Source organism: Cryptosporangium sp. NPDC051539, assembly GCF_044454545.1.
Classification (GTDB): domain Bacteria; phylum Actinomycetota; class Actinomycetes; order Mycobacteriales; family Cryptosporangiaceae; genus Cryptosporangium.
This window is the reverse complement of record NZ_JBITDV010000004.1, coordinates 83,101-107,322: the sequence shown is the minus strand read 5'-3', so window position 1 is coordinate 107,322 and position 24,222 is coordinate 83,101. Positions and strand designations below refer to the sequence as shown.

At 70.1% G+C, this 24,222-nt stretch carries 15 protein-coding genes; 9 read left to right on the top strand and 6 right to left on the bottom strand.

Features of this window, described 5'->3' with window-relative positions; all coding sequences use genetic code 11:
- Positions 1 to 6: 6 nt before the first annotated feature.
- The 7 genes from ACIBZJ_RS14090 to ACIBZJ_RS14060 all read left to right on the top strand — a co-directional run bounded on the left by ACIBZJ_RS14090 (position 7) and on the right by ACIBZJ_RS14060 (position 10,027).
- A complete protein-coding gene (locus ACIBZJ_RS14090; protein ID WP_395929301.1) occupies positions 7 to 2,631 on the top strand; it encodes a valine--tRNA ligase in 2,625 nt (874 codons plus the stop codon).
- Positions 2,631 to 4,010, top strand: coding sequence for a bifunctional folylpolyglutamate synthase/dihydrofolate synthase (locus ACIBZJ_RS14085; protein WP_395929299.1), 1,380 nt, complete (start codon positions 2,631 to 2,633; stop codon positions 4,008 to 4,010). Before ACIBZJ_RS14090 ends, ACIBZJ_RS14085 begins: the two co-directional genes overlap by 1 nt.
- The gene (locus ACIBZJ_RS14080) at positions 4,007 to 4,372 is read left to right on the top strand and encodes a DUF4233 domain-containing protein (protein WP_395929297.1); all 366 of its coding nucleotides are present in this window, start codon (positions 4,007 to 4,009) and stop codon (positions 4,370 to 4,372) included. Before ACIBZJ_RS14085 ends, ACIBZJ_RS14080 begins: the two co-directional genes overlap by 4 nt.
- 411 nt (positions 4,373 to 4,783) lie before the next feature.
- A complete protein-coding gene (locus tag ACIBZJ_RS14075; RefSeq protein WP_395929296.1) occupies positions 4,784 to 5,494 on the top strand; it encodes a hypothetical protein in 711 nt (236 codons plus the stop codon).
- Between the two features lie 2 nt (positions 5,495 to 5,496).
- On the top strand, positions 5,497 to 7,878 hold the full coding sequence (locus ACIBZJ_RS14070; RefSeq protein ID WP_395929295.1) for a glycosyltransferase: 2,382 nt from the start codon (positions 5,497 to 5,499) through the stop codon (positions 7,876 to 7,878).
- A gap of 83 nt (positions 7,879 to 7,961) precedes the next feature.
- Complete coding sequence (locus ACIBZJ_RS14065) at positions 7,962 to 8,660, top strand: winged helix-turn-helix domain-containing protein (RefSeq protein ID WP_395930208.1); 699 nt, start codon at positions 7,962 to 7,964, stop codon at positions 8,658 to 8,660.
- Positions 8,661 to 8,662: 2 nt separating this feature from the next.
- Positions 8,663 to 10,027 carry a sensor histidine kinase gene (locus ACIBZJ_RS14060; protein WP_395929294.1) on the top strand — a complete coding sequence of 455 codons (1,365 nt, stop codon included), beginning with the start codon at positions 8,663 to 8,665 and terminating at the stop codon, positions 10,025 to 10,027.
- Positions 10,028 to 10,083: 56 nt separating this feature from the next.
- Here ACIBZJ_RS14060 and ACIBZJ_RS14055 read toward each other — a convergent pair whose 3' ends face one another.
- Both ACIBZJ_RS14055 and ACIBZJ_RS14050 read right to left on the bottom strand, forming a co-directional pair.
- On the bottom strand, positions 10,084 to 12,069 hold the full coding sequence (locus ACIBZJ_RS14055; RefSeq protein ID WP_395929293.1) for an acyltransferase family protein: 1,986 nt from the start codon (positions 12,067 to 12,069) through the stop codon (positions 10,084 to 10,086).
- A 146-nt stretch (positions 12,070 to 12,215) separates the two neighbouring features.
- Positions 12,216 to 13,922 (bottom strand): acyltransferase family protein, encoded by a 1,707-nt coding sequence (locus ACIBZJ_RS14050; RefSeq protein WP_395929292.1) that lies wholly within the window; start codon positions 13,920 to 13,922, stop codon positions 12,216 to 12,218.
- Between the two features lie 238 nt (positions 13,923 to 14,160).
- Between ACIBZJ_RS14050 and ndk the strand changes: the two genes are divergently transcribed.
- On the top strand, positions 14,161 to 14,562 hold the full coding sequence (gene ndk, locus ACIBZJ_RS14045; RefSeq protein WP_395929291.1) for a nucleoside-diphosphate kinase: 402 nt from the start codon (positions 14,161 to 14,163) through the stop codon (positions 14,560 to 14,562).
- A 105-nt stretch (positions 14,563 to 14,667) separates the two neighbouring features.
- Here ndk and ACIBZJ_RS14040 read toward each other — a convergent pair whose 3' ends face one another.
- The 4 genes from ACIBZJ_RS14040 to ACIBZJ_RS14025 all read right to left on the bottom strand — a co-directional run bounded on the left by ACIBZJ_RS14040 (position 14,668) and on the right by ACIBZJ_RS14025 (position 20,527).
- Positions 14,668 to 15,912, bottom strand: a complete 1,245-nt coding sequence (locus ACIBZJ_RS14040) for an acyltransferase family protein (protein ID WP_395929290.1) — start codon at positions 15,910 to 15,912, stop codon at positions 14,668 to 14,670.
- 258 nt (positions 15,913 to 16,170) lie between these two features.
- Complete coding sequence (locus ACIBZJ_RS14035; RefSeq protein WP_395929289.1) at positions 16,171 to 18,036, bottom strand: acyltransferase family protein; 1,866 nt, start codon at positions 18,034 to 18,036, stop codon at positions 16,171 to 16,173.
- A gap of 159 nt (positions 18,037 to 18,195) precedes the next feature.
- The gene (locus tag ACIBZJ_RS14030) at positions 18,196 to 18,654 is read right to left on the bottom strand and encodes a peroxiredoxin (protein ID WP_395929287.1); all 459 of its coding nucleotides are present in this window, start codon (positions 18,652 to 18,654) and stop codon (positions 18,196 to 18,198) included.
- 136 nt (positions 18,655 to 18,790) lie between these two features.
- Positions 18,791 to 20,527, bottom strand: coding sequence for a DEAD/DEAH box helicase (locus ACIBZJ_RS14025; protein WP_395929285.1), 1,737 nt, complete (start codon positions 20,525 to 20,527; stop codon positions 18,791 to 18,793).
- A gap of 564 nt (positions 20,528 to 21,091) precedes the next feature.
- On the opposite strand from ACIBZJ_RS14025, the gene ileS reads away from it, so the two are divergent.
- Entirely contained in the window at positions 21,092 to 24,220 is a 3,129-nt protein-coding gene (gene ileS / locus ACIBZJ_RS14020) for an isoleucine--tRNA ligase (RefSeq protein ID WP_395929283.1), read from the top strand.
- The last annotated feature ends 2 nt before the right edge of the window (positions 24,221 to 24,222 follow it).

Here is a 24,222-nt window from a genome sequence, read left to right as displayed (position 1 = left end):
CACAGCGTGACCACACAGCCCGATACCCAGGCACCGCAGACGCCGTCGACAGAGCTGTCGACCAAGTACACGCCTGCTGAGGTAGAGGGACCGCTCTACGAGCGGTGGGTCGAGGCGGGCTACTTCACCCCGGATTCGTCCAGCGACAAGCCGCCGTATTCGATCGTGATCCCGCCGCCCAACGTGACCGGCACGCTGCACCTCGGTCACGCGCTCGACCACACGCTGATGGACGCGCTGACCCGCCGCCGCCGCATGCAGGGGTACGAGGTGCTGTGGCTGCCGGGCATGGATCACGCCGGTATCGCGACCCAGAACGTGGTCGAGCGCGAGCTGGCCAAGAACGAGGGCAAGAGTCGCCACGACCTGGGCCGCGACGAGTTCGTCCGCCGGGTCTGGCAGTGGAAGGAAGAGTCCGGCGGCAAGATCACCGGCCAGATGCGCCGCCTCGGCGACGGCGTCGACTGGTCGCGGTCGCGGTTCACGATGGACGAAGGCCTGTCCAGGGCCGTGCAGACGATCTTCAAGCGCCTCTACGACGACGGCTTGATCTACCGGGCCGAGCGCATCATCAACTGGTGCCCGCGCTGCCAGACCGCGCTCTCCGACATCGAGGTGGAGCACTCCGACGACGAGGGCGAGCTCGTCAGCATCCGGTACGGAGACGGCGAGAACTCGATCGTCGTGGCGACCACCCGGGCCGAGACGATGCTCGGTGACACCGCGGTGGCCGTGCACCCGGACGACGAGCGCTACCAGCACCTGATCGGCACCGAAGTGGAGCTGCCGCTCACCGGCCGGCGCATCCCGATCGTGGCCGACGCGCACGTCGACCCGAGCTTCGGCACCGGTGCGGTGAAGGTGACGCCCGCCCACGACCCGAACGACTTCGAGATCGGCCAGCGGCACGGCCTGCCGAACATCACGGTGCTGGACGAGAAGGCCGTGATCACCGCGCACGGTCCGTTCCTCGGGATGGACCGGTTCGAGGCCCGCCCGGCCGTGGTGCGCGCGCTGCGCGAAGACGGCCGGATCGTCGCCGAGAAGCGTCCTTACCTGCACGCGGTGGGGCACTGCTCGCGCTGCGACACGGTGGTCGAGCCCCGGCTCTCGCTGCAGTGGTTCGTGAAGGTCGAGACGCTCGCCCGGGAAGCCGGCGACGCCGTGCGCGACGGCCGGGTGACGATCCACCCGCCGGAGCTGGCCAAGCGGTACTTCGACTGGGTCGACAACATGCACGACTGGTGCATCTCCCGCCAGCTCTGGTGGGGGCACCGCATCCCGGTCTGGTACTCGCCCGAGGGCGACGTGCGGTGCGTCGGCCCGGACGAGCAGCCCCCGGGTCCGGAGTGGACGCAAGACGCCGACGTGCTCGACACCTGGTTCTCGTCCGGGTTGTGGCCGTTCTCGACGCTCGGCTGGCCCGACCAGACCGCCGACCTGCAGAAGTTCTATCCGACCAGCGTGCTGGTGACCGGCTACGACATCATCTTCTTCTGGGTCGCCCGGATGATGCTGTTCGGTCTGTACGCGATGGACGGCAAGCAGCCGTTCGACGTGGTGGCGCTGCACGGCCTGGTCCGCGACAAGTACGGCAAGAAGATGTCGAAGTCGCGCGGCAACACCGTCGACCCGCTGGAGTGGATGGACGCCTACGGGTCGGACGCGCTGCGGTTCATGCTCGCGCGCGGCGCCAACCCGGGCTCCGACCAGGCGTCCAGCGAGGAGTGGGTGGCCGGTGCCCGCAACTTCTGCAACAAGCTCTGGAACGCGACGAGGTTCGCGCTGCTCAACGGGGCCGACGCCGCCGCGCCGCTGCCCAACGAGCTCTCCACCGCCGACCGGTGGATCCTCTCCCGCCTGAACACGGTGCTGGCCGAGGTCGACGACCACTACGAGCGGTACGAGTTCGCGAAGCTCACCGACCTGCTCTACCACTTCGCCTGGGACGAGGTGTGCGACTGGTACGTCGAGCTGGCGAAGTCCGAACTGTCCGGCGACCAGGCCGACACCACCCGGGCCGTGCTCGGGCACGTGCTCGACCGCCTGCTGCGCGTCCTGCACCCGGTGACGCCGTTCGTCACCGAGGCGCTCTGGACCGAGCTGACCGGGCAGGAGTCGGTGGTCGTGGCCGAGTGGCCGAAGGCCGACGCGTCCCGGCACGACCCGGCGGCGGAGGCCGAGATCGAGTCCCTCCAGCGGGTGGTGACCGAGGTCCGGCGCTTCCGGTCCGACCAGGGCCTGCGCCCGACCCAGCGGGTGCCGGCCCGGCTCGACGGGCTGGCCGCACTGGGGCTGGCGCCGCACGAGTCGCTGATCCGGTCGCTGACCCGGCTGGAGGCCGCCGACGACACGTTCACGACGACCGGCTCGGTGCAGGTCGGAGCCGAGCTGACCGTCGAGTTCGACACGTCGGGGACGATCGACGTCGCGGCCGAGCGTCGCCGGCTGGAGAAGGATCTGGCCGCAGCCGAGAAGGAACGGGCGCAGAACTCCGGCAAGCTCGGCAACGAGGCGTTCCTGGCCAAGGCACCGGACGCGGTCGTCGCGAAGGTTCGGGAGCGGCTGACGGCCGCGGAGGCCGATCTGGCCCGTCTGCAGACCCAGCTCGCCGCATTGCCCTCAGCCTGATGGCCAACGACCGGGCCGCGGAAGACGCCGCCGAACTCGCCAGGGCCGAAGCCGGTCTGAACGCGCGTGGGCCCGGCCGGATGGTGCCCGGCCGGGACCGGATCGTCGCGCTGCTCGACCTGCTGGGCAACCCCCAGCGGGCCTACCCGGCGATCCACCTGACCGGCACCAACGGCAAGACGTCCACGTCCCGGATGATCGACAGCCTGCTCAAGGCCCACGGCCTGCGGGTGGGCCGGTACACCAGCCCGCACCTGGAGTCGGTGACCGAGCGGATCTCGCTGGACGGCGCCCCGATCCCGGCCGGCAAGTTCGCCGCCGCCTACGACGAGGTCGCGCCGATGGCCGACCTGCTCGACAAACAGGCCGAACTGTCGACCGGCGGCAGTGGCGACCCGGTCACCTACTTCGAGTTCGTCACCGCGATGGGGTTCGCCGCGTTCGCCGACGCACCCGTCGACGTCGCCGTGGTCGAGGTCGGGCTGGGCGGCCAGTGGGACGCGACGAACGTCGTGGAGGCGGGCGTCGCGGTGATCACGCCGATCAGCCTCGACCACGCCGCGCTGCTCGGCGGCACGATCGCGAGCATCGCGACCGAGAAGGCCGGCATCATCCACGAGGGCGCGAACGTCCTCACCGCGGTGCAGCCGGCCGAGGCGATCGAGCCGTTGCTGTCGCGGGCGGCCTCGGTCGGCGCGTCGGTGGCCAGGGAAGGCGTGGAGTTCGGCGTTCTCGAGCGCGCGATCGCGGTGGGTGGCCAGCAGCTCCGGCTGAAGGGCCTGGCCGGGGAGTACGAAGAGATCTTCCTGCCGCTGTACGGGGCGCACCAGGCCCAGAACGCGGTGCTGGCACTGGCGGCCGTCGAGGCGTTCCTGGGAGCCGAGCCGGGGCGTCAGCTGGACGCCGAGGCGGTGCGCGAGGGATTCGCCGCGGTGACCTCGCCCGGTCGCCTGGAGCGTCTGCGGACGTCGCCGACGGTTCTGGTGGACGCGGCCCACAACCCGGCCGGGATGACGGCCACCGTGCAGGCGATGGCGGAGGCGTTCGTGTTCCGCAAGCTGGTCGCGGTCGTCGCGGTCCTCGACGACAAGGATCACCGCGGGATGCTCGAGATCCTCGAGCCGGTCGCGGACGCGCTCGTCGTCACGCAGAACTCGTCGCCCCGGGCCCTGTCGGTCGACGCCCTGGCCGCGGCGGCGGTCGAGATCTTCGGCCCCGACCGGGTCGACGTCGTCGCCCGGATGGACGACGCGATCGAGTCCGCGGTGACGATCGCCGAGGAGGACGACGACGGCGACACGCCACTGGCGGGCGCCGGTGTGGTCGTGACCGGTTCGGTCGTCACGGCCGCCGACGCGAGGAAGCTGCTGGCACGATGAGCGCACCCGAACCGCCGCCGTCCGGCCTGAAGAACCCCGGTGCGGCGGTGCGCGGGGTCGGCGCCGCCACGCTGCTGCTGGAGTTCCTGGTGCTGCTGCTGGCGGTTCAGCCCCTGCGGATGCTGCTCCCCGAACGCGCGGGCCTCGCGACCGGTCTGGCCTTGGGTCTCGCGGTGCTGTGTCTGGCCGCCGCCGGGCTGCTCAAGCACGGGTGGGTCTGGACCGGGACGGTCGCACTGCAGGTGCTGCTCATCGTGAGCGGCCTGGTGCACTGGATGCTCGCGGTCGTCGGACTGATCTTTCTTGCTGTATGGCTCTATGTACTGAATGTCCGTAAAACGATTCTTCGGGGCGCCCGGTAGCTTCTGGTATCTACCGGGTAGCTGTCTGTCGTTCATTACACTCAGTCAAGAAATTCCGCCGGACGTCGCAACGTGAACGGTCTCCATAACGTCTATAAGGCGTGAGGTAGGTCGCGTGACGCGTGGGCTATCTCGCCGCTACTCCAGGTGATTTTCCTGCCGGAAAGCGCGAACCGATCCGCCTCGCGATACGTGCTTCTTTAAGGCGCTGACCTGCGGCGGAGCTGTATCGCCGAGGTCTGCTCGGTCGAACAGTTGAGGTTCTATGTCGGGTTGGTGACTTCCTCTTAACATTACTGTCCCCAATATCCGATTAGAACGGAACTGTCCGCCGGAAAAGCCTCGAAGTGGGTCCGAAGTCTCTCTTGTCGGTTTCGTTGACGTCTTTGAGATATCGCTTAAGGTGCACACGTGGAATCAGGGCTGAATTCCGATACACAGCAGGTCGAGGTCTTACCTGAAGACATCGTCTCTGTTCCGGTTTTCGTCGACTCGACCGGCAAACGCGGTCGGCGGTTTCGGACACTCGGGTTCATCGGAGGCGGTATCGCGGTCGCGTACTCCGCCATGCTCGGTCTCAGCTTCGTCGGTGGGCCTCTCACGCCGAACTCGTTACTGCCGCTCCCCGGTGTTCCGTCGACCGCCCCGCTCGAGCGGGCGGCCGAACCGAACACGTCGGTCTCCCCCGCCAGTGATGGCCAGCTCACCCGCGGCGACGACGGCAAACTGAAGATCGGCAGCACGTCGACTCCTGCTCCCGGCACCAGCGTCAGCGTCAAGCCGGGCACGCCGTCCCCGAGCGCGTCGGGCAAGACTCCGCCGGCGCCTCCGGTCACCGGCGGACCGACCACCACGCCGCCGGCGCCCCCGTCGTCCTCGCCTCCCGCGCCGCCGTCATCGTCGCCGCCTGCGCCTCCGTCCAGCAGCCCGCCGCCGGTGAACGACCCGCCGCCGGTCAGCCAGTCGCCGCCCGTCGTCCCGCAGGAGAGCAACACGACGCCCGTCGCCGGCGGTACCGGCGCCGGTAGCGGCAGCACCGCGCCGGGCGCCGGCGGTGGTGGCGCCGAGAACGACCCGCCGCCGGCCGACGGCACGTCCCCGAGTTCGAGTACAGAGAGCTGACCATGCAGCCTGGGCACTACGGTCGCGTCCCTCAGCCGACGCAGTACCCCCAGCCGACGCACACGCCGCAGCGGTTCCCCCAGCCGGGTCAGCCGGCCGGGGGAACGCCGCAGTTCCCGCAGCAGCGCCCGCCGTCGAAGCCGACGGCGCCGCCGACGTTCGGCAGCCCCGGTGGTCCGCCGAACCCGCCCCCGAACGCCGGTGGTGGCGGTGGTGGCGGTGGGGAGGGCGCGCCCGATCCGGCCCGCAAGGTTCCGCCGCGCCCGCGGTTCCTGTTCGTCGGCTTCCTGCTCCTGGTGCTCGTCGCGGTGCTGATGGTGCAGGCGTACGTGCAGGCCCAGATCGCCACTCCGCAGAACGTCCACCTGTCCGGTAACTCGGACGAGGTTCCGGACAACGTCACAAACGGTGGCCCGATCATCGACACGACGCACGACGACCCGGTGTCGTACTCGCTGCGTCCCAAAGACATCGCGCTGACGTTCGACGACGGCCCCGACCCGAAGTGGACGCCCCAGGTCCTCGACGTCCTGAAGAAGAACCACGTCCACGCGACGTTCTTCGTGCTGGGCTCGAACGTCACCAAATATCCCGGTCTGATCAAGCGGATGGTCGACGAGGGGCACGAGGTCGGCATCCACAGCTTCACCCACCCCGAGATGTCCGAGATGAGCGCCTGGGAGCGGCAGCTGCAGTACTCCCAGACCCAGATGGCGATCGTCGGCGCGGCCGGGGTCACGACGTCACTGCTGCGGTTCCCGTACTCGTCGGAGCCGGACGCGATCGACAACGTCTACTGGCCGATCGTGGAGGAGGCCGGACGTCTCGGTTACCTCAACGTCGTCAACGACAAAGACAGTGAAGACTGGGCCAAGCCCGGCATCCCGGCGATCATCAAGAAGACCCGCCCGAGCCCGAGCAAGGGCGAGGTCGCGCTGTTCCACGACGCCGGTGGTAACCGGGCCCAGACCGTGGCGGCCCTCAAGGTGATGCTGCCCCAGTTCGCCAAACAAGAGGGCTACAACTTCGTCACCATCAGCGAGGGTCTCCGGCGCTCCAAGGGCTGGAACCAGCAAACCGGAGCGAACTTCTCGGCGATGCAGCCGGCCACGTCGGCCGAGATCTGGCGCGGCAAGGCGATGATCTGGGTCGTCCAGGCCTCGGGCTACTTCGTCAAGGGCCTGGTGGGCCTGCTGACGGTCGTCGGTGTGCTGACGCTCGGCCGCCTGATCCTGATGCTCGTGCTGGCGACCGTCCACGCCCGGAAACGACGAAAAAAGACGTTCCGCTGGGGTCCGGAGTTCCTGGAACCGGTTTCGGTCGTGGTGCCCGCCTACAACGAGAAGGAGGGCATCGCCGCCGCCGTGAGATCACTGGCGACCAGCAATTATCCAATGGTCGAAGTGATCGTGGTCGACGACGGGTCCTCCGACAACACCGCGGAGATCGCCGAGGGGCTGGGCTTCGCCAACGTGCGGGTGGTCCGGGTCCCCAACGGGGGTAAACCGGCGGCGTTGAACATCGGCACGGCCTGGGCCCGCGCCGACGTGATCGTCATGGTCGACGGCGACACGATCTTCGAGCCCGACTCGGTCTACGAGCTCGTGCAGCCGTTCGCCGACCCGCGGGTCGGCGGTGTGGCCGGCAACGTGAAGGTCGGTAACCGGCAGAGCATCGTCGCGCGCTGGCAGCACATCGAGTACGTGATCGGCTTCAACCTCGACCGGCGGATGTACGACATCCTCCAGTGCATGCCGACGATCCCGGGTGCGATCGGCGCGTTCCGCCGGGAGGCGCTCAACGACGTCGGCGGGGTCTCGCACGAGACGCTGGCCGAAGACACCGACCTGACGATCGCGATGGGACGGGCCGGCTGGAAGGTCGTCTACGAGGAGAAGGCCCGGGCCTGGACCGAGGCTCCCTCGACGATCGCGCAGCTGTGGAAGCAGCGGTACCGCTGGAGTTACGGCACGATGCAGGCGATGTGGAAGCACCGCAAGGCGGTGTTCGAGCGCGGCCCGTCCGGCCGGTTCGGTCGCTTCGGCCTGGTCTTCCTCGGCATCTTCCAGGTCGGCCTGCCGCTGTTCGCGCCACTGATCGACGTGTTCGCGCTGTACGGCCTGGTCGCGTACGACGCGGCGCTCTCGGCCGGCGCCTGGGCCGGGATGCTGGCACTCCAGTTCTTCCTGGCGGTGTTCGCGTTCAAGCTCGACAAGGAGAAACTCGGGCCGCTCTGGTCGCTCCCGGCGCAGCAGTTCGTCTACCGGCAGCTGATGTACGCGGTCATGATCCAGTCGGTCGTCACCGCGCTCACCGGCGCCCGCCTGCGTTGGCACAAGCTGCACCGCACGGGCCTCACGGCCCCGGGAACCACGCCCGGCTGACGTCTCTTCGAAGGGCCGGTCTCGGGCAGACCGGCCCTTCGGCGTTCTCCGCCGACCCTGCGTGGGAGAGTGTCCGCGTGAAGGTGCTCGTGGTCGAAGACGACGCCGACCTGGGATACGCCGTCGCGGCTGCGCTCCGCGGCGCGGGCCTGGCCGTCGACCTGGTGGACGACATTCCGCCGGCCGACGAGGCGGTGCTGATCAACGCGTACGCCTGCGTGGTATTCGACCGGATGTTGCCCGCCGGTGACAGCGTCGACTACGTGGCCGCACGCCGGCGGTCCGGCTGGACCACCCCGGTGCTGTTCCTGACCGCGCGCGACAGCGTCGCCGACCGGGTCGCCGGATTCGAGCACGGCGGTGACGACTACCTGGTCAAGCCGTTCGCGGTCGCCGAGCTGGTCGCCCGGGTGCTGAGCCTCGGCCGCCGCTCGCTGGCCACCGGGCCGCCGGCGGCACCGGTGCTGACGGTGGCCGGGCTGGAGATCGACGTGCCGCGACGGCAGGTGCGGCGCAACGGCGTGCTGCTCACGCTCACCGCCAAGGAGTTCGCGGTGCTCGAACTGCTCGCGACCCACGCCGGGGACGTCGTCAGCCGCACCACGCTCATCGAGCACTGCTGGGACGCGATGGCCGAGCCGATGTCCAACGTGGTCGACGTCCTGGTGGGCCAGCTGCGGCGCAAGCTCGGTGGCCCCCAGCTGATCCACACCATCCGGGGCGCCGGTTACGTGCTGGCGCTCGATCCGGCCGCGAGCGCCGCCGAGCGGGCCTACGGCTGACCGTGGCGACGACTCCTGCCGTTGCGTCGTCGCGAGCCGCCGGGAAGCGCTCGTCGCGCCGGGGGAAGCTGCGCCGCGCCGGTAAGGGAGCGGTCGGTGTCGGCGTCCGGCGTTCGCTGCGGGCGCTGCGCTGGCGGCTGACGATCCTGTACACGGTGGTCGCCGGGTGCGGGCTGGTCGCGCTGGCCGCGCTGGCGATCAACACCGACAACCACCTGCGTGACACCCGGCTCGACAACGCGATGGAGACCCGCGCGCGGACCGCGGTCGCGCTGCTGTACTTCACCGACGACGGGATCCAGCTCCAGGACATCCGCCAGGACGAGGTGGCGACCGGATCGCCGCAGCTGACCGTGCTGCTGGGCAACCCGCCACGACGCCAGGTGTTCGCCAGCAGCGCCCCGGTGATCCCGGTCCGGGCCGGGCGGTTGAACGGCATCGCCGAGCTCGCCGTCGACGCGGGCACGATCGTCCGCGAGAACGGCGAGTCCGACGAGGGGCAGCCGATCCGGATCCTGGCCGCGCCGGTGTACGGCGACGAGGGCGCGGTCGCCGGCGCGGTGATCGTGGTCGGCGACCCGGCCGACGGGCGGGAGGAGCACGACAAGCTCGTCGCCGCGCTCCTCCTGGGCTGCGTGACGCTCGTGACGCTGGCCGCCCTGGCCGGGCACGCACTCTCCGGCCGCAGCATGCGCCCGGCGGTGGACGCGCTGGAACGGCAGGAGGCGTTCCTCGCCGACGCCGCGCACGACCTCCGGACGCCGGTGGCGACGCTGCGGACGCTCGCCGAGGCGGCGCTGGCCGACCCGTCGCAGCGGTCGGACCTGTTGCCTCGTGCGGTGACGCTGTCCGCGCGGATGGGCGACATCATCGACGACCTGCTCACCCGGGCCCGGCTGAACGCCGGCGTCCACCACCTGAACAAGGAGCTGCTCCGGCTCGATCTGCTGGTCGAGAGCATCGTCGAGCAGCTGGCCGACCCGGTGGGCGGCCCCGGCGCCCAGGCGCAGGTCACGTTCGAGGCCGAGGAGTGCACGGTGCGGGCCGATGCGCACCTGATCACCCGGGCGGTCTCGAACCTGGTGGAGAACGCGCTGCGGCACGGTCACCGGCCGGGCGTCCCGGCGTCGGTGGACGTCACCGTGGTCCGGCCGGGCCGGATTTCGGTCAGCGACCGGGGCCCCGGCGTGGATCCGGCGGTCGCGTCGGCGCTGTTCGGCCGGTTCCAGAGCCGTGGGGGCTCGATCGGGCTCGGGCTGTCGATCACGCTGTGGGCCGCCGATCTGCACGGCGGCTCGCTCAGCGTGGGCGAGCGTCCCGGTGGAGGCGCGGTCTTCGACTTCTCGCTACCGGCTGACCGGGGCTAGCACCGGCCGCTGACCAGGGCCTGCACCGGCCGCTGACCGGGCCGGCACCGGCCGGGTCAGCGGCGGCGGTCTTGCTCGAACGAGCTGACGTTGCCGGGCGGCGGCTGGTCGTCGGAGTAGGCGTTCCAGGCCATGTTGTCGTCCCGGTCCGACGCGCGACGCGGTGCGCCGTACTGGCGGCCGGGCGGTACCGCGGCGCCGCCGTTGGGCCGCCGGTCGGCCGGTGCGGCCCGGCGCGGGTCGGGAGCTCGTCCACCGTCGTGCGGTGCGGCGCGGTAGGCGTCCGCCTGGCGGTCGTCGTAGTTGGACGGGGCGTACCGCGGATCCGGACGCCGGTCATCGTGCCGAGGCTCGTTGTAACCGGGCTGGTAGCGACGGTCGTCGCGGCCGCGCTCGTCGTACCCGCGATCGTCGTACCGGCGGTCGTTCTGACCCCGATCGCCGCTGGCTCGGTCGCCGTGGGCCCGGTCGTCGCGGCCGCGCTCGTCGTACCCGCGCTCGTAGCGGTTGCCGTCCGGCGGCCGGGAAACGGCGGGAGAGCCGTACGCGACCGGCTGCGCGGGGACCGCGGGCGAGCCGTAGGCGCCTGGCTGCTGAGGGACGGCCGGGGAGCCGTACGTGCCGGGCTGCGAGGGGACAGCGGGGGAACCGTAGGTGCCGGGCTGCGGGGAAACGGCGGGGGAGCCGTAGGCGCCGGGCTGCTGGGGGACGGCGGGGGAGCCGTACGCGGCCGGCTGGTAGCGCTCGTCGGGCCAGCCCGGACGGCGGTCGGGGTAGGAGCCGTTCGGGTCCTGCACCGCGGCGAACGTGACCGTGCTGTCGTTCATCCCCGGCGTCGGCGCGGGCGCCGGGCTCGTCGGGGCCGGGCTTCCGTCGCCCGGGCCGTCGCCCTGGCCGCCGTCACCCGCAGGCGCGGCGGGCTCCGCCGCGGCGTTCTTCTTCCCGAGGTCCTTCGGAAGCAGCTGCGGACGCCGCTGAGCGGCCACGTCTTCGATCCACCCGAACGCCAGCATGCCGACGATCGTCAGCAGGACGGCGATGACCGCGCAGATCGCGGTACCGACGGCCTCGCCGTGGTTTCCCAGCCCGATCTTCTCGCCCATGCCCCAGACGTTGATCTTGTCGCCGAGCGGGTAGCTCAGCTCGATCGCGACGTTGTGCCACAGGTAGATCACCATCGCGCGGCCGTTGATGATCGTGATCAGCCGGTTGAGCACCTTGTGCTCGCCGACCCAGCTGAACTTCGGCGCGAAGCGCAGCAGGATCAGGACGATGCCGAACGAGTAGATCGCCTGACCGGCCGGGATCAGGTTGAAGTCGTAGCTGCCCTCTTCCTGGTGGGTCAGCGCCCAGTAGGTCGCGACGCCGGCCAGTACCAGGCCCATCGCTACCACGGCCCAGACCGGGATCTTCTTGAGCATGCCCTCGCGATGGGCGAAGCCGAGCAACCAGAGCGAGAGGAACGTGAAGCCGTCGGTGAGCACGCCCTCGCCGAGCTCACCGCTCCAGCCGAAGCCGATCTTCCCGACGCCGAACGCGACCATCACCCCGAGCGGGATCAGGATCATCGTCTTCGGGTACCAGCGGAACAGGATCAGCAGCACCGGCGACAGCAGGATGAACCAGACGATGCTGCGCATGTACCAGAGCGGCTCGGTCAGCGACTCGGCCCACGGCGACCCCGGCGGGTCGGACAGTGGGAAGATCCAGAAGATCAGCCGCCACAGCGGCGGACGCTCGTCACCGGACCAGCCTTGCCAGAACATCAGCGGAACGCCGATGAGGCCGGCCAGCCAGAGGACCGGCAGCAGCCGCTGGAGGCGGTTCTTGATCGTTTTGAGCGCACCCCGGTCGAGCGAGCGGACCATGAGTGAGCCGGAAATGGCGAAAAGTAACCCCATCGCCGGCCAGAACCCTAACCAGGACTGGTCGGAGAAGATGTGGTAAACGACCACCCACACGATGCAGGCGGTCCGGAGGACGTCGAAGTAACGATCACGCCCTCCGGTTGCGGCGCGCGCGGGCGTGGTTTGTGCGGTCACCGGACCATGATCGCCTTCTGATCGGGCGCGCAGGGTTGATTCGGTGAGTTAGATGAGCGCGCGATGTGTCTTGTTCACTACAGTTACTCAGCGCTCTCGCAGGAAACGCCAAACAACTGCCTGCGCATCTTACCTGGTATTTTTGGTTACCGTCGGTAACCGGGGTGATCGTCCGTATTGTCGCCGTTGTAGGGGTGCTGAGCTTCTGGTGCGGCCGACGGTCGTCCGTAGACGGTGCCGCCACCTGACTCGGGACGCCGCTGGTCCTGCTGCCGCTGGTCCGGCTGCCGGTACCGGGGATCGTCGTAGCGCTGTTCGTCGTAGCGGGGCTCGTCGTAGCGGGGCTGGTCGTGCCGGGGCTCGTCGTAGCGGGGCGGGGGGCGGTACGGGTCGTGCTGGGACACGTTCGCGTACCGCTGATCCGACGGAGGCGTGCCGTAGCGCGGATCCCCGTACCGGGGGTCGCCGTACCGCGGGTCGCCGTACCGCGGGTCGCCGTACTGGGGGTCGCCGTACTGGGTCTGGGGACCGCCGTATTGGGGCTGGGAACCGCCGTAGCGGGGATCGCCGTAACCGGCGGCGGCGGGGGCGTAGGGGCCGGCCGGCGGGTACGGGCCGGGTGGGACCGGCGCACCGGCCCCGGCCGGGGCGACGGGCGGCTGACCGGGTGAGGTCGGCGCGGGCGAGGCGCGGCCCGCCGGCTGCTCCGACGGTGACGCCGGTGCCGGGGAAGCCGAGCCGGGCTGCAGCGAGATCGCGGGGGCTTTCCGCTTACCCGGCAGCAACTCCGGCTTGCGCTTCGCGGCCACGTCCTCGATCCAGCCGAAGAGCAGCACGAACCCACCGACCAGCACCCAGGTGATCGGGAACCAGAAGTACCAGGGGTAGATCTCGACCCGGTCGGCCAGGCCCATCGCGAGCGCCAGCGCGGCGTTGTGCCAGAGGTAGATCGTGACCGCGCGGGAGTTGAAGATCGTGATGATCCGGTCGACCACCGGCGCCTTGTTCAGCCACTCCATCCGTGACGAGAACCGCATCAGGATGAAGACGACGCCGAACGAGTACAGCGCCAGCGACAGCGAGCTGCCCTCGAGGAAGAACGTGCTCCGGCCCGCCTCGACGATCTGCTCGTGCGCCGGTCCGATCAGCCAGGCGACGCCCGACCCGGCGATGACGACGCCGATCCCGATCAGCGCCGGCATCGGGAGCTTCTTGATCAGCCCCTCGGCGTGCGCGAACCCGATCAGCCAGCAACCCAGGTAGACCAGGACGTCGTTCGCCGTGCTGCCCCACCAGTCGTCCAGGGGAAGCACGCTGATCTCGGCCAGGCCCAGCAGCGCGAACGGGAGGGCCAGTACGAGCCACGGCACCTTGCGGAACGGCTTCAGCAGCAACGGAGACAGCGCGACGAACCAGAGGTACGTCTTCAGGTACCAGAGCACGCCCCAGGCGACCTGTCCCCAGTCGCTGCCCGGAGGGTCACCGACCGGGAGCAGCCAGAACACCAGCTGCCAGAGCGGGGAATCGGAGTTCTCGCCGTAGGCCCAATTCGACGGTGCGCCGTCGTGCCAGATCATCAGCGGGATCCAGATCGCCGCGAAGACCCATAGCACCGGCAGTAGACGCCGGAATCGACTTATAACCGCCTGTTTCGGCGATTTATCGATGGAACGCACCATTAGCGTGCCGCCGAGCGCGAACATCACGCCCATGGCCGGCATCCAGGGGAACCAGGCGAATCCGAACGCGTGGTAGGTGACCACCCGGAAGATCGCGAGCGCGCGCAGCGTGTCGAGATAACGGTCTCGACCCTTGGGCGAAGCGGCCTTTGGAGCAGGTGCGGGCGCAGTCACGGACACGAACATATATTCCGTGAGAGAGATGAGGATTGTGTGAGGTCCGGGAACACGAATTTCGGCAGTGCGCGTCCGGGTCTCGAAAACCGTTCTTAGTTGTCCGGGTAAACAGTGTTTTAGCTGGCCAAATGGCTCCCCGGGTGGGGGCGTATGAGAGCGGGGTCACCGCCGGGTAGGCTCCTTTTGCTGTCCGCGGGGTGGAGCTACGCCTCCGCCGAACGAGGGGTTAATACCTGTGTCCGAGCGCACGCTCGTCTTGATCAAGCCCGACGCCGTTCGCCGCGGCCTGGTCGGGGAGGTGCTCGGCCGGTTCGAGCGCAAGGGACTCTCGATCGAAGCGCTGGACCTGCGGACGATCGACGCCGCGCACGCCGACGAGCACTACGCCGAGCACGTGGAGCAGCCCTGGTACCCGGGCCTGCGCGACTTCATCACGTCCGGCCCGCTGGTCGCGCTGGTGCTCAGCGGCGACCAGGCGATCTCGGTCGTGCGGACGCTCCTCGGCGCCACCGACGGGCGCAAGGCCGCCGGCGGCACGATCCGCGGCGACTACTCGCTCTCCAACCAGCAGAACCTGGCGCACGCGTCCGACTCGGCCGAGTCGGCGTCCCGTGAGATCAAGATCTGGTTCCCCTGACCGTTCCGGTCGAGACGCTGACCGTTCCGGTCGAGACGCGACGCGGCCCGGTGTTCGAATTCGAACACCGGGCCGCGCTATCTGCGCCGTAACGGGCTGCCGACCCTAGGGCGCCCCGCGTTCTCCGTCCGAATCGTCCGGGCGGCTCGACGAGGACGCCGGGGACGTCGGAGGGGCGGGCGACGTCGGGCTCGCCTCGGGTACGGCCGGTTCGATCGCGAGCAGGGCGGCGTCGGCGGCCACTGCCGGCGACGGGCGCGGAGCCCGGCCCGGCAGCAGTTGCGGCTTCCGGCGCGCGGCGACGTCCTCGACCCAGCCGAAGGCCAGCACGAACCCGCCGATCAGCACCCAGGCGAACGGGAACCAGAGGTAGGCCTGGTAGACGCCGATCTGCCGGAGCGCGATCACGGCGAGTGCCAGCGCGACGCCGTGCCACAGGAAGATCGTCACCGCGCGGGCGTTGAGCACGGTGATCGTCCGGTCGAGGGCGGGGAGCCGGGCGAGCCATTCCATCCGGAACGAGAATCTCATCAGGACGAATACGGTGCCGAAGTAATAAAGGCCAATGGCCAGATTGCTGTTCAGTAGCGAGTACGGGCTCTCGCCGAGGGCGGCGGCATCGTTGTTGCCGGGCCCGAGCAGCCACGCCACGCCGGCCAGTGCGACCACGCCGCCGACCGTCAGCAGCGTCCGCAGCCTCATCCGTTCGAGCATGCCTTCGGCGCGGGCGAACCCGATGAGCCAGCAGCCGAGGTAGGTCAGCGCGTCGCTGATCGAGGAGCCCCACCAGTCCCGGACCGGCAGCGCGTTGGTCTCGATCAGGGCCAGCAGCACGAACGGAACCGCCATCGTGACCCACGGCAGCCGGCGGAACACCGGGAGCAGAAGGGGGGAGAGCGCGACGAACAGCAGGTACGTCTTGATGTACCAGAGGACGCCCCAGCCGATGACGCCCCAGGCGCTGCCGACCGGGTTTCCGGCCGGTACCAGCCAGAACACGAGCTGCCAGGCCGGGACGCTACTTCCGTCGGCGTTCGTCCATTGACTGGGCGGGCCGTCGTGCCACATCATCACTGGTAGCCAGATAGCGCCGAATACCCATAGGACCGGTAGGAGCCGTCGGAAGCGGTTGACGATCGTGCGGTGGACGGACTTGTCCATCGAACGAACCATGAGCGAGCCGGCGAGGGCGAACATGATGCCCATCGACGGAAGCCACTTGAACCACATCACCGGGGACGCGTGATACGCGACCACCCGGAAGAGGGCTAATGCCCTGAGTGTGTCGAGATATCTGTCTCGCCCCTTCTGTCTCGTGCCGTTCGGTGTCGCTGACGCCGACAAAGACATGTAGTAATTCTGACCCAGGCGGCCCGTCGTCCGGGGGCCTGGCTCCCGTGCAAACGGTGTGTCGTGCAGAACTCGACCCGACTAGGTGAGTCGATTACGGCTACTCGTAGGCTGGTTGAGCGCGCAACAAACTGGTAGTAATGAACATCCTACTTAGTGTTTCGGAAGCGTTTCGATCCACGACCCAGAAGGGCCTTATCCGGAAATCGGATAAGGCCCTTCTTTTCTCTGCGCTTTGTTCACTTCAGGAGACGACGCTCACTGTCCGCGATAGGGCGGTGTCTCGCGGTCGTACGGTGCGGCGTGCCGGGGGCGCTCGCCGTAAACCGTGCCGTTGGGCTGGTCCGGGTCGTCGGGGTGCGGGCGGTAGGACGCGGAGTAGTCCTGGGTCGGGTGGTCGTAGCCACCTCGCGGGGCCCCGCCCTGATCCCGGCGGCCGTCGGGACCACCGGAGTGACGGCCCTCGGGCCGCCGGGGGTCCGGCGGGTACGGCTCGCGTCCGTACGTGCCCGGGGTGTAAGCGTTCCCGCCGTTGCGCGGATCGCCGTACGCCTCCCGCCCGTAGCGGTCGTCGGGGTAACGGTCGTTCGGGTAGCGGTCGTTCTGGTAACGGTCGTCCGGGTAGCGGTCGTCCGGGTGGTGGACGCCGCGGTGGCGGTTGTCCCCGTACCGGCCGCCGTCGTTCTGTGCCCCGCCGTAGGGCGCTTCGTCATAGGGCGCTCCGCTGTGGGGCGCTCCGCGGTGCGGTGCGCCCGGTGCGCCCGGCTGCGGGCTCCCGTAGCCGCCGTCGTCGTAGGGCCGGCCCGCGTAGGGGTCCTGCTCGCGCCCCGCCGGGGCGCCGTAGGTGTGCTCCTCGTAGCGGTGGCCGGCCGCGTACGGATCGTGGCCGGCCATCGTCGGCTGGGCGTAACTGCCCGAGCCGACCGGCACCGGAGCCGTCGGCTCCTCCGACCGGTCCCCGGCCGCGTCGGCCGCGGCCTCCGCCTTCTCGGCCTCGTACTCCGCGCGACGCTCGGCCGCCGACGGTCCGACCGGGAACAGCCGCGGCTTCCGCCGGGCGGCGAAGTCCTCGACCCAGCCGAACAGCACGACCGCGATCGCCACCAGCACCCAGATGACGACGAAGTCCCAGAACTGGTTCTCGACGACGTTCGACAGCGCCGGCACGCGCGCGGCCAGCCAGTCGTCGATCGGGAACGACAGGTCGATCATCACGTTGTGCCAGAGGTAGATCGTGACCGCCCGGGCGTTCACCAGCGCGACGAACCGGCCCAGGAACGGTGTCCGGCCGATCCAGCTCGCGTCCGGCGCGAACCGCAGCAGCGGCAGGATGAACGCGAACGACCACAGCACGTCGCCCAGCGGGATGCCGTTGAGGTCGTAGGTCGAGGCCGGGTCGCCCTCGACCGGGTGCGTGAACGCCCAGGCCGCGCCGGCGACGCCACACGCGGCGGCGATGCCCAGCAGCGCCGGTGCCGGGATCTTCGCCAGCTTGCCGGTGCGGTGCGCGAATCCGAGCATCCAGCACGGAGCGAACATGCCCAGCACCGACAGGAGATCCCAGATCTCGCCCGCGCCCGGGCCGGGAAGCACGTTGAACGACTGCAGGACGACGATCGTCAGCGGGGCGACCAGCGTGGGGAGGGGGTACTTGCGGAACGCCTTGAGCAGGAGCGGTGAGAGTGCGACGAGCCAGAGGTACGTCTTGAGGTACCAGAGGACGACGGTCGCGTCCGCGCCGAACTCGTTGCCCGGCGGGTTGAGGACCGGTACGACCCAGAAGACCAGCTTCCAGATCGGAACCGGCGAGCCGGTGTTCGGGTCGGTCCAGCCGCTGACCGCCCCGCCCTGCCAGATCATCACCGGAATCATGACCAGGCCGAACAGCCAGAGCGCGGGCAGCAACCGGCGGAACCGGTTGCGGATCACGGTGAGCGGCGGCTGCTTGTCGAGCGAGCGCACCATCAGGCCGCCGGCGAGCGCGAACATCATGCCCATGGCCGGGAACACCCAGCTCAGCCACGACCCACCGAACGTGTGGTAGGTCACGACCCGGACGATCGCCGCCGTTCGCAGGGCGTCGAGGTACAGATCGCGGTTCCGGGCTTTCCTGGGAAGACTCACAGCCAACATCATTGGCCGCTCTCCATGAGGGGAGCATGAGGATCCGGGGGCATTTCGGGAGCGGCCCGTTCGCCGCAGCCTGACCAGGCCGGTTACCGCACCGGAACGGCGCGGCGAGTGACCCGAATCTCGTTCCCGCCGGACCGGACGGGCAACCGGTCAGGAACGCTGCCGGAGTACCTCGAGGGCCTTGTCGGCGTGGACGGACATGCGGAGTTCGCTCCGAATCACCGCGAGCAGGCGGCGGTCGACGTCGATGACGAACGTGTGGCGCTTCACCGCCAGCGGACCGAGCCGCCGCTTGACGCCGTACTCCGCCGCGACGGTGCCGCCCAGATCGGAGAGCAGCGGATAGTCGAGCCCGTGCCGGTCGGCGAACTCGTGCTGGACGTCGACCCGGTCGTTGCTGATGCCGATGCGCTGCGCGCCGACGGCGGCGAACTCCTTGGCGAGGTCGCGGAAGTGGCAGCTCTCGGCGGTGCAGCCGGGGCTCATCGCGGCCGGATAGAAGAACAGAACTACCGGGCCACCCTCGGCGAGCAGCGTCGTGAGCCGACGCGGAGCGCCTTCCTGATCGGGCAGCTCGAACTCCGGAGCCAGATCGCCTGTATCCACCATAGACCTTCGTCCGATGCCGATTCGTTATCCGCCACTGTGGCACCAGGACCTGGGTTCTGCCAGCCGATCGCCGCGGAAGCGTGGAGATTCGGGCGGGTCGGCCCCGGCGGAATCTCCACGCTTCGCGGTGCGGTCGCTAGGCCGCGCGGTGGGGGCCCCGGCGACGGCGTCCGCCGCCGCTGCGCTCGCTGTGGGCGGCCGCGCCGCCACTGGTGTAGCCGCTGGTGCCGTCGCTGTTGGACGAGTAGACGGCCCCGCCGGAGCGGCCCGAGCCACGCCCCGGCGAACCGGCGCCTGCGGAGCGCCCGCCCGCCCGGCCCCGGCTGCCACCGGATCCCCGGCCACCGGATCCGCGCCCGGCGTCGCCGCGCCCGGCCGAGGCGGCCGGGTCCGCACCACGGCGGCCACCGGTCGCCGCACCGGCAGCCGCGGTGCCGCGGCCCGGAGCGGCGGCACCGCGCGAGCGGCGGCCTCCGGCCCCGGCATTGGCCCGGACCGGCGTGGCCGGCTCGGGCGGAGTCACGTAGTCGGCCGGCGGGCCGGTCAGGGCCAGGATCTCGGCGGAGTCGTGCCGCACCGGCGTCACGGTCGGCGAGATCGCGGCCTTCCGGGCCAGCAACTGCACGTCCGCGCGCTGCTCGGGCGTCGCGATCGTGACCACCGCGCCGGCCGCGCCCGCCCTGGCCGTCCGCCCGGACCGGTGCAGGTAGGCCTTGTGCTCGGCCGGCGGATCCACGTGCACGACCAGCGTCACGTCGTCCACGTGCACGCCGCGCGCCGCGATGTCGGTCGCGACCAGCACGGTCACGTCACCGGACGAGAACGCCGCCAGGTTCCGCTCGCGCGCGTTCTGCGCGAGGTTGCCGTGCAGGTCCACCGCAGGCACCCCGGCCGCGGTCAGCGACCGGGCCAGCCTGCGCGCGCCGCTCTTCGTGCGGGTGAACAGCACGGACCGCTCCCGCCCCGAGGCGAGCGCCCGGACGACGTCGGCCTTGGCGTCGGCGGCGACCAGGAACACGTGGTGCACCATCGTGGAGACCGGTGCCACCGCCGGGTCGACCGAGTGGGTCACCGGCCGGCTGAGGTACCGCTTGACCAGGACGTCCACGCCGTTGTCGAGCGTCGCGGAGAACAGCATCCGCTGGCCGCCGGGCGGAGTCCGGTCGAGCAGACGCTTGACCGAGGGCAGGAAGCCGAGGTCGGCCATGTGGTCGGCCTCGTCCAGCACGGTGATCTCGACGCCGCCGAGGTCGCAGTGACCCATCCGGATCAGCTCCTCGAGCCGCCCGGGGCAGGCGACGAGGACGTCGATACCGGCCGCCAGCGCGCTGATCTGCTTGCCGTGGCCGACGCCGCCGAAGATCGTCGTCGTGGTCAGCCCGGTCGCGTCGGCCAAGGGACGCAGGACCGCGTGGACCTGGGTGGCCAGCTCGCGGGTCGGCACCAGGACGAGCGCGCGGGGACGTCCGGCGGCGCGCCGCGCGGGCGCGGCCGCCAGGCGGGTGACGATCGGCAGCACGAAGGCGAGCGTCTTACCGCTGCCGGTGCGCCCCCGGCCGAGGACGTCCCGGCCGGTCAGCGTGTCGGGCAGCGTCGCGGACTGGATCGGGAACGGATCCCGGACTCCCTGCGCGTCCAGCGCCGAGAGCAGTACCTCGGGTACGCCGAGCTCGGCGAAGGACCGGTCGTCGGCCGGCGCGGCGACCTCCGCGACCGCCGGCTGGGCGGTGGCGGGGCGCTGCGAACGCGCGGCGGACTGCTGGGGAACGGTGGGCTGCGCGGTCCCGGCCTGGGTCTCGGCAGCCGAACGGCGCGGACGCCGACGGCGGGGGGCGGTACGGGCAGGGGCGTGCGACTGCTCGGGTGAGAGCAACGAAGTCCTTCCAGACGACGGCGTGGCCGCGCAGGTCCCGGCTGGCGGGCAGCGGCCGCACGGCACCGACGTGGTGCCGTTCGCGCGGTGACGAAACCTCTCGCGTCGATGGCTCGCCACTTTGCGTGCCTTCACACCCAACCGACAATCGCGCCGGCCGATTCCGTCGTTCCGGACCCCAGTCTATGTGCGGAGTTGCCGGGCTTCCGCAACCGGTAGGCCGGGGCACGTTCCCGGGGCCCGTTCCGCGCCGACCAGTTGTGTCGCGTCTCACTCCCCGGCGGCGTCGGCACTGCTGCCGCGGCCGGATCCGGCCGGCCGCGTATTGGTTCGGAGGAACGGGCGCCGCGCGCTACGCTGGGTGCACAGGCATCGACCCGGCCATCACCGGCGAGCCTCCGGAAGAACGGTCGCGCGAGCGGCTCAGTAGAACCGGACGGGTAGGCCCGTCACAGCCGTGAACGAGCGGGCTCCTCCGGGGGTCAAGCGAGGTGGTACCGCGGGCTACTGCAGCTCGTCCTCGCACACGTACAAGCGACCGTGTGCGAAGGGAAGCGTCCGACCATGGCGTATCCGCAGAACGACCCGAAGAAGCCGGTACCGGCTGCCGCGTCGTTCCCCGAACTCGAGCAGCGGGTGCTCGACCACTGGAGCGACGACGCCACCTTCCCGGCGAGCATCGACGCCCGCCCGGCCGGCGAGAACGGCGCCAACGAGTACGTCTTCTACGACGGCCCGCCGTTCGCGAACGGCCTGCCGCACTACGGGCACCTCCTCACCGGCTACGTGAAGGACCTGGTCCCGCGTTACCGGACGATGCAGGGCAAGCACGTCGAGCGCCGGTTCGGCTGGGACACCCACGGGCTGCCCGCCGAGGTCGAGGCCGAGCGTCAGCTGGGCATCACGACCAAGGCCGAGGTGCTCGACCTGGGTGTGGCGAAGTTCAACGAGGCCTGCCGGGCCTCGGTGCTCCGCTACACCAGCGAGTGGGAGCGGTACGTCACCCGCCAGGCCCGCTGGGTCGACTTCGAGAACGACTACAAGACGCTCGACATCGACTACACCGAGAGCGTCCTCTGGGCCTTCAAGACCCTGTTCGACAAGGGCCTGGTCTACGAGGGCTTCAAGGTGCTGCCGTACTGCTGGCGCTGCGAGACCCCGCTGTCGAACACCGAGACCCGGATGGACGACGTCTACCGGGCCCGGCAGGACCCGGCGGTCACGGTCGCGTTCGCGCTCGAGACCGGCGAGAAGCTGTGGGTCTGGACGACGACGCCGTGGACGCTGCCGAGCAACCTGGCGGTCGCGGTCGGGCCCGACATCGAGTACGCGAAGCTCTCCGACGGCACCGAGACCGTGATCGTCGGTGCCTCCCGCCTGGGCGCCTACGAGAAGGAACTCGAGGGCTACGAGCAGGTGGGCACCGTGACCGGGGCCGAGCTGGTGGGGCGCAGGTACACCCCGCTGTTCGACTTCCTCGTCGGCCGGGACGACGTCGGGAACGCCTGGCGCGTGCTCTCCGGCGACTTCGTCACGACCGAGGACGGCACCGGCGTCGTGCACATGGCGCCGGCTTTCGGCGAGGACGACCAGAACGCCTGCAACGCCAACGGCATCCCGACGATCGTCACGGTCGACGAGCACACCCGCTTCACGACGCTGGTGCCGCCGTACGAGGGCCTGCAGGTGTTCGAGTCGAACAAGCCGATCGTGCGTGACCTGCGCGAACGCGGCGACGTACTCGTGCGTCAAGACTCCTACGAGCACCCGTACCCGCACTGCTGGCGCTGTGACACGCCGCTGGTCTACAAGGCCGTGTCGAGCTGGTTCGTGCAGGTCACGAAGTTCCGCGACCGGATGGTCGAACTGAACCAGCAGATCACCTGGGTGCCCGGCCACGTCAAGGAGGGCTCGTTCGGCAAGTGGATCGGGAACGCCAGGGACTGGTCGATCAGCCGGAGCCGGTTCTGGGGTGCACCGATCCCGGTTTGGAAGTCCGACGACCCGCAGTACCCGCGGGTCGACGTGTACGGCTCGCTGGACGAGTTGGAGCGAGACTTCGGCGTCCGCCCCACCGACCTGCACCGGCCGTACGTCGACGACCTGACCCGGCCGAACCCGGACGACCCGACCGGACGCTCCACCATGCGGCGCGTGCCGGAGGTGCTCGACTGCTGGTTCGAGTCGGGCTCGATGCCGTTCGCCCAGGTGCACTATCCGTTCGAGAACACCGAGTGGTTCGAGAACCACTACCCGGGCGACTTCATCGTCGAGTACATCGGGCAGACCCGCGGCTGGTTCTACACGCTGCACGTGCTGGCCACCGCGCTGTTCGACCGGCCGGCGTTCCGGACCTGCGTCTCGCACGGCATCGTGCTGGGCAACGACGGCACGAAGATGAGCAAGTCGCGCCGGAACTACCCGGACGTCTACGAGATGTTCGACCTCTACGGTGCCGACGCGATGCGCTGGTTCCTGATGTCGTCGCCGATCCTGCGCGGCGGTGACCTGGTCGTCACCGAGAGCGGGATCCGGGACAGCGTCCGCCAGGTGCTGAACCCGCTGTGGAACGCGTACTACTTCTTCACGCTGTACGCGAACGCCTCGGCGTACGAGGCGAAGCCCCGGACCGACTCGGAGAACGTCCTCGACCGGTACATCCTGGCCAAGCTGCACGACCTGGTCGCGGACACCACCGGGGCCATGGACGTCTACGACATCTCCGGCGCCTGCGCGGGTGTCAGGAGCTTCTTCGACACGCTGTCGAACTGGTACATCCGCCGGTCGCGCGACCGGTTCTGGGCCGGCGACCCGGACGCGTTCGACACGCTCTACACGGTCCTGGAAACCGTGACCCGGCTGACGGCGCCGTTGCTGCCGATGCTGACCGAGGAGGTCTGGCAGGGGCTGACCGGCGGACGGTCGGTGCACCTGTGCGACTGGCCGGCCGCGTCGGAGCTTCCGGCGGACGCCGAACTGGTGGCCGCCATGGACCGGGTGCGAGACGTGGCCTCGGCGGCGCTCTCGCTGCGGAAGGCGAAGAAGCTGCGGGTGCGGCTGCCGCTGGCGTCGCTGACCGTCGCGGTTCCGGACGCGGCGGCGCTGGAGCCGTTCCGGGACTTGCTCGCGGACGAGGTGAACGTCAAGGAGGTGCTGCTCCAGCCGGACGTCGACCTGGCCTGCTCGACCGTGCTGAACGTGGTGCCCCGGGCACTGGGGCCGCGGTTGGGCAAGGACGTGCAGCGGGTGATCAAGGCGGTGAAGTCGGGCGACTGGTCGTCGTCCGGCGGGACCGTGGTCGCCGGTGGGGTGCCGCTCCACGAGGGCGAGTACGACCTGAAGCTGGTGCCCGCGGAGCCGGACCGGTCGGCGGCGCTGCCCGGGAACGTCGGTGTCGTCGTGCTCGACCCGGACCTGACGCCGTCGCTGGTGGCCGAAGGCGTGGCCAGGGACGTCGTCCGGGCCGTGCAGCAAGCCCGCAAGGATGCCGGGCTGGACGTGTCGGACCGGATCACGCTCCGGCTCGAGGCTCCGGACGAGGTCGTGGCGGCGGTCAAGGCGCACGAGGAGTTCGTGGTGGCCGAGGTGCTGGCGTCCGAGGTCGTCTACGGCCCGCTGGGCGACGTGGCCGTCGTGCACTCCGCGGAGGTGGGGGAGGGTTCCCCGATCCGGGTGGCGGTCGCCAGGCGATGACT

Coding starts and splice junctions, on each gene's coding strand:
- ACIBZJ_RS14085 (WP_395929299.1), top strand. CDS start 2,631: ATGGCCAACGACCGGGCCGCGGAAGACGCCGCCGAACTCGCCAGGGCC.
- ACIBZJ_RS14080 (WP_395929297.1), top strand. CDS start 4,007: ATGAGCGCACCCGAACCGCCGCCGTCCGGCCTGAAGAACCCCGGTGCG.
- ACIBZJ_RS14070 (WP_395929295.1), top strand. CDS start 5,497: ATGCAGCCTGGGCACTACGGTCGCGTCCCTCAGCCGACGCAGTACCCC.
- ACIBZJ_RS14040 (WP_395929290.1), bottom strand. CDS start 15,912: ATGTCTTTGTCGGCGTCAGCGACACCGAACGGCACGAGACAGAAGGGG.
- ACIBZJ_RS14030 (WP_395929287.1), bottom strand. CDS start 18,654: ATGGTGGATACAGGCGATCTGGCTCCGGAGTTCGAGCTGCCCGATCAG.
- ileS (WP_395929283.1), top strand. CDS start 21,092: ATGGCGTATCCGCAGAACGACCCGAAGAAGCCGGTACCGGCTGCCGCG.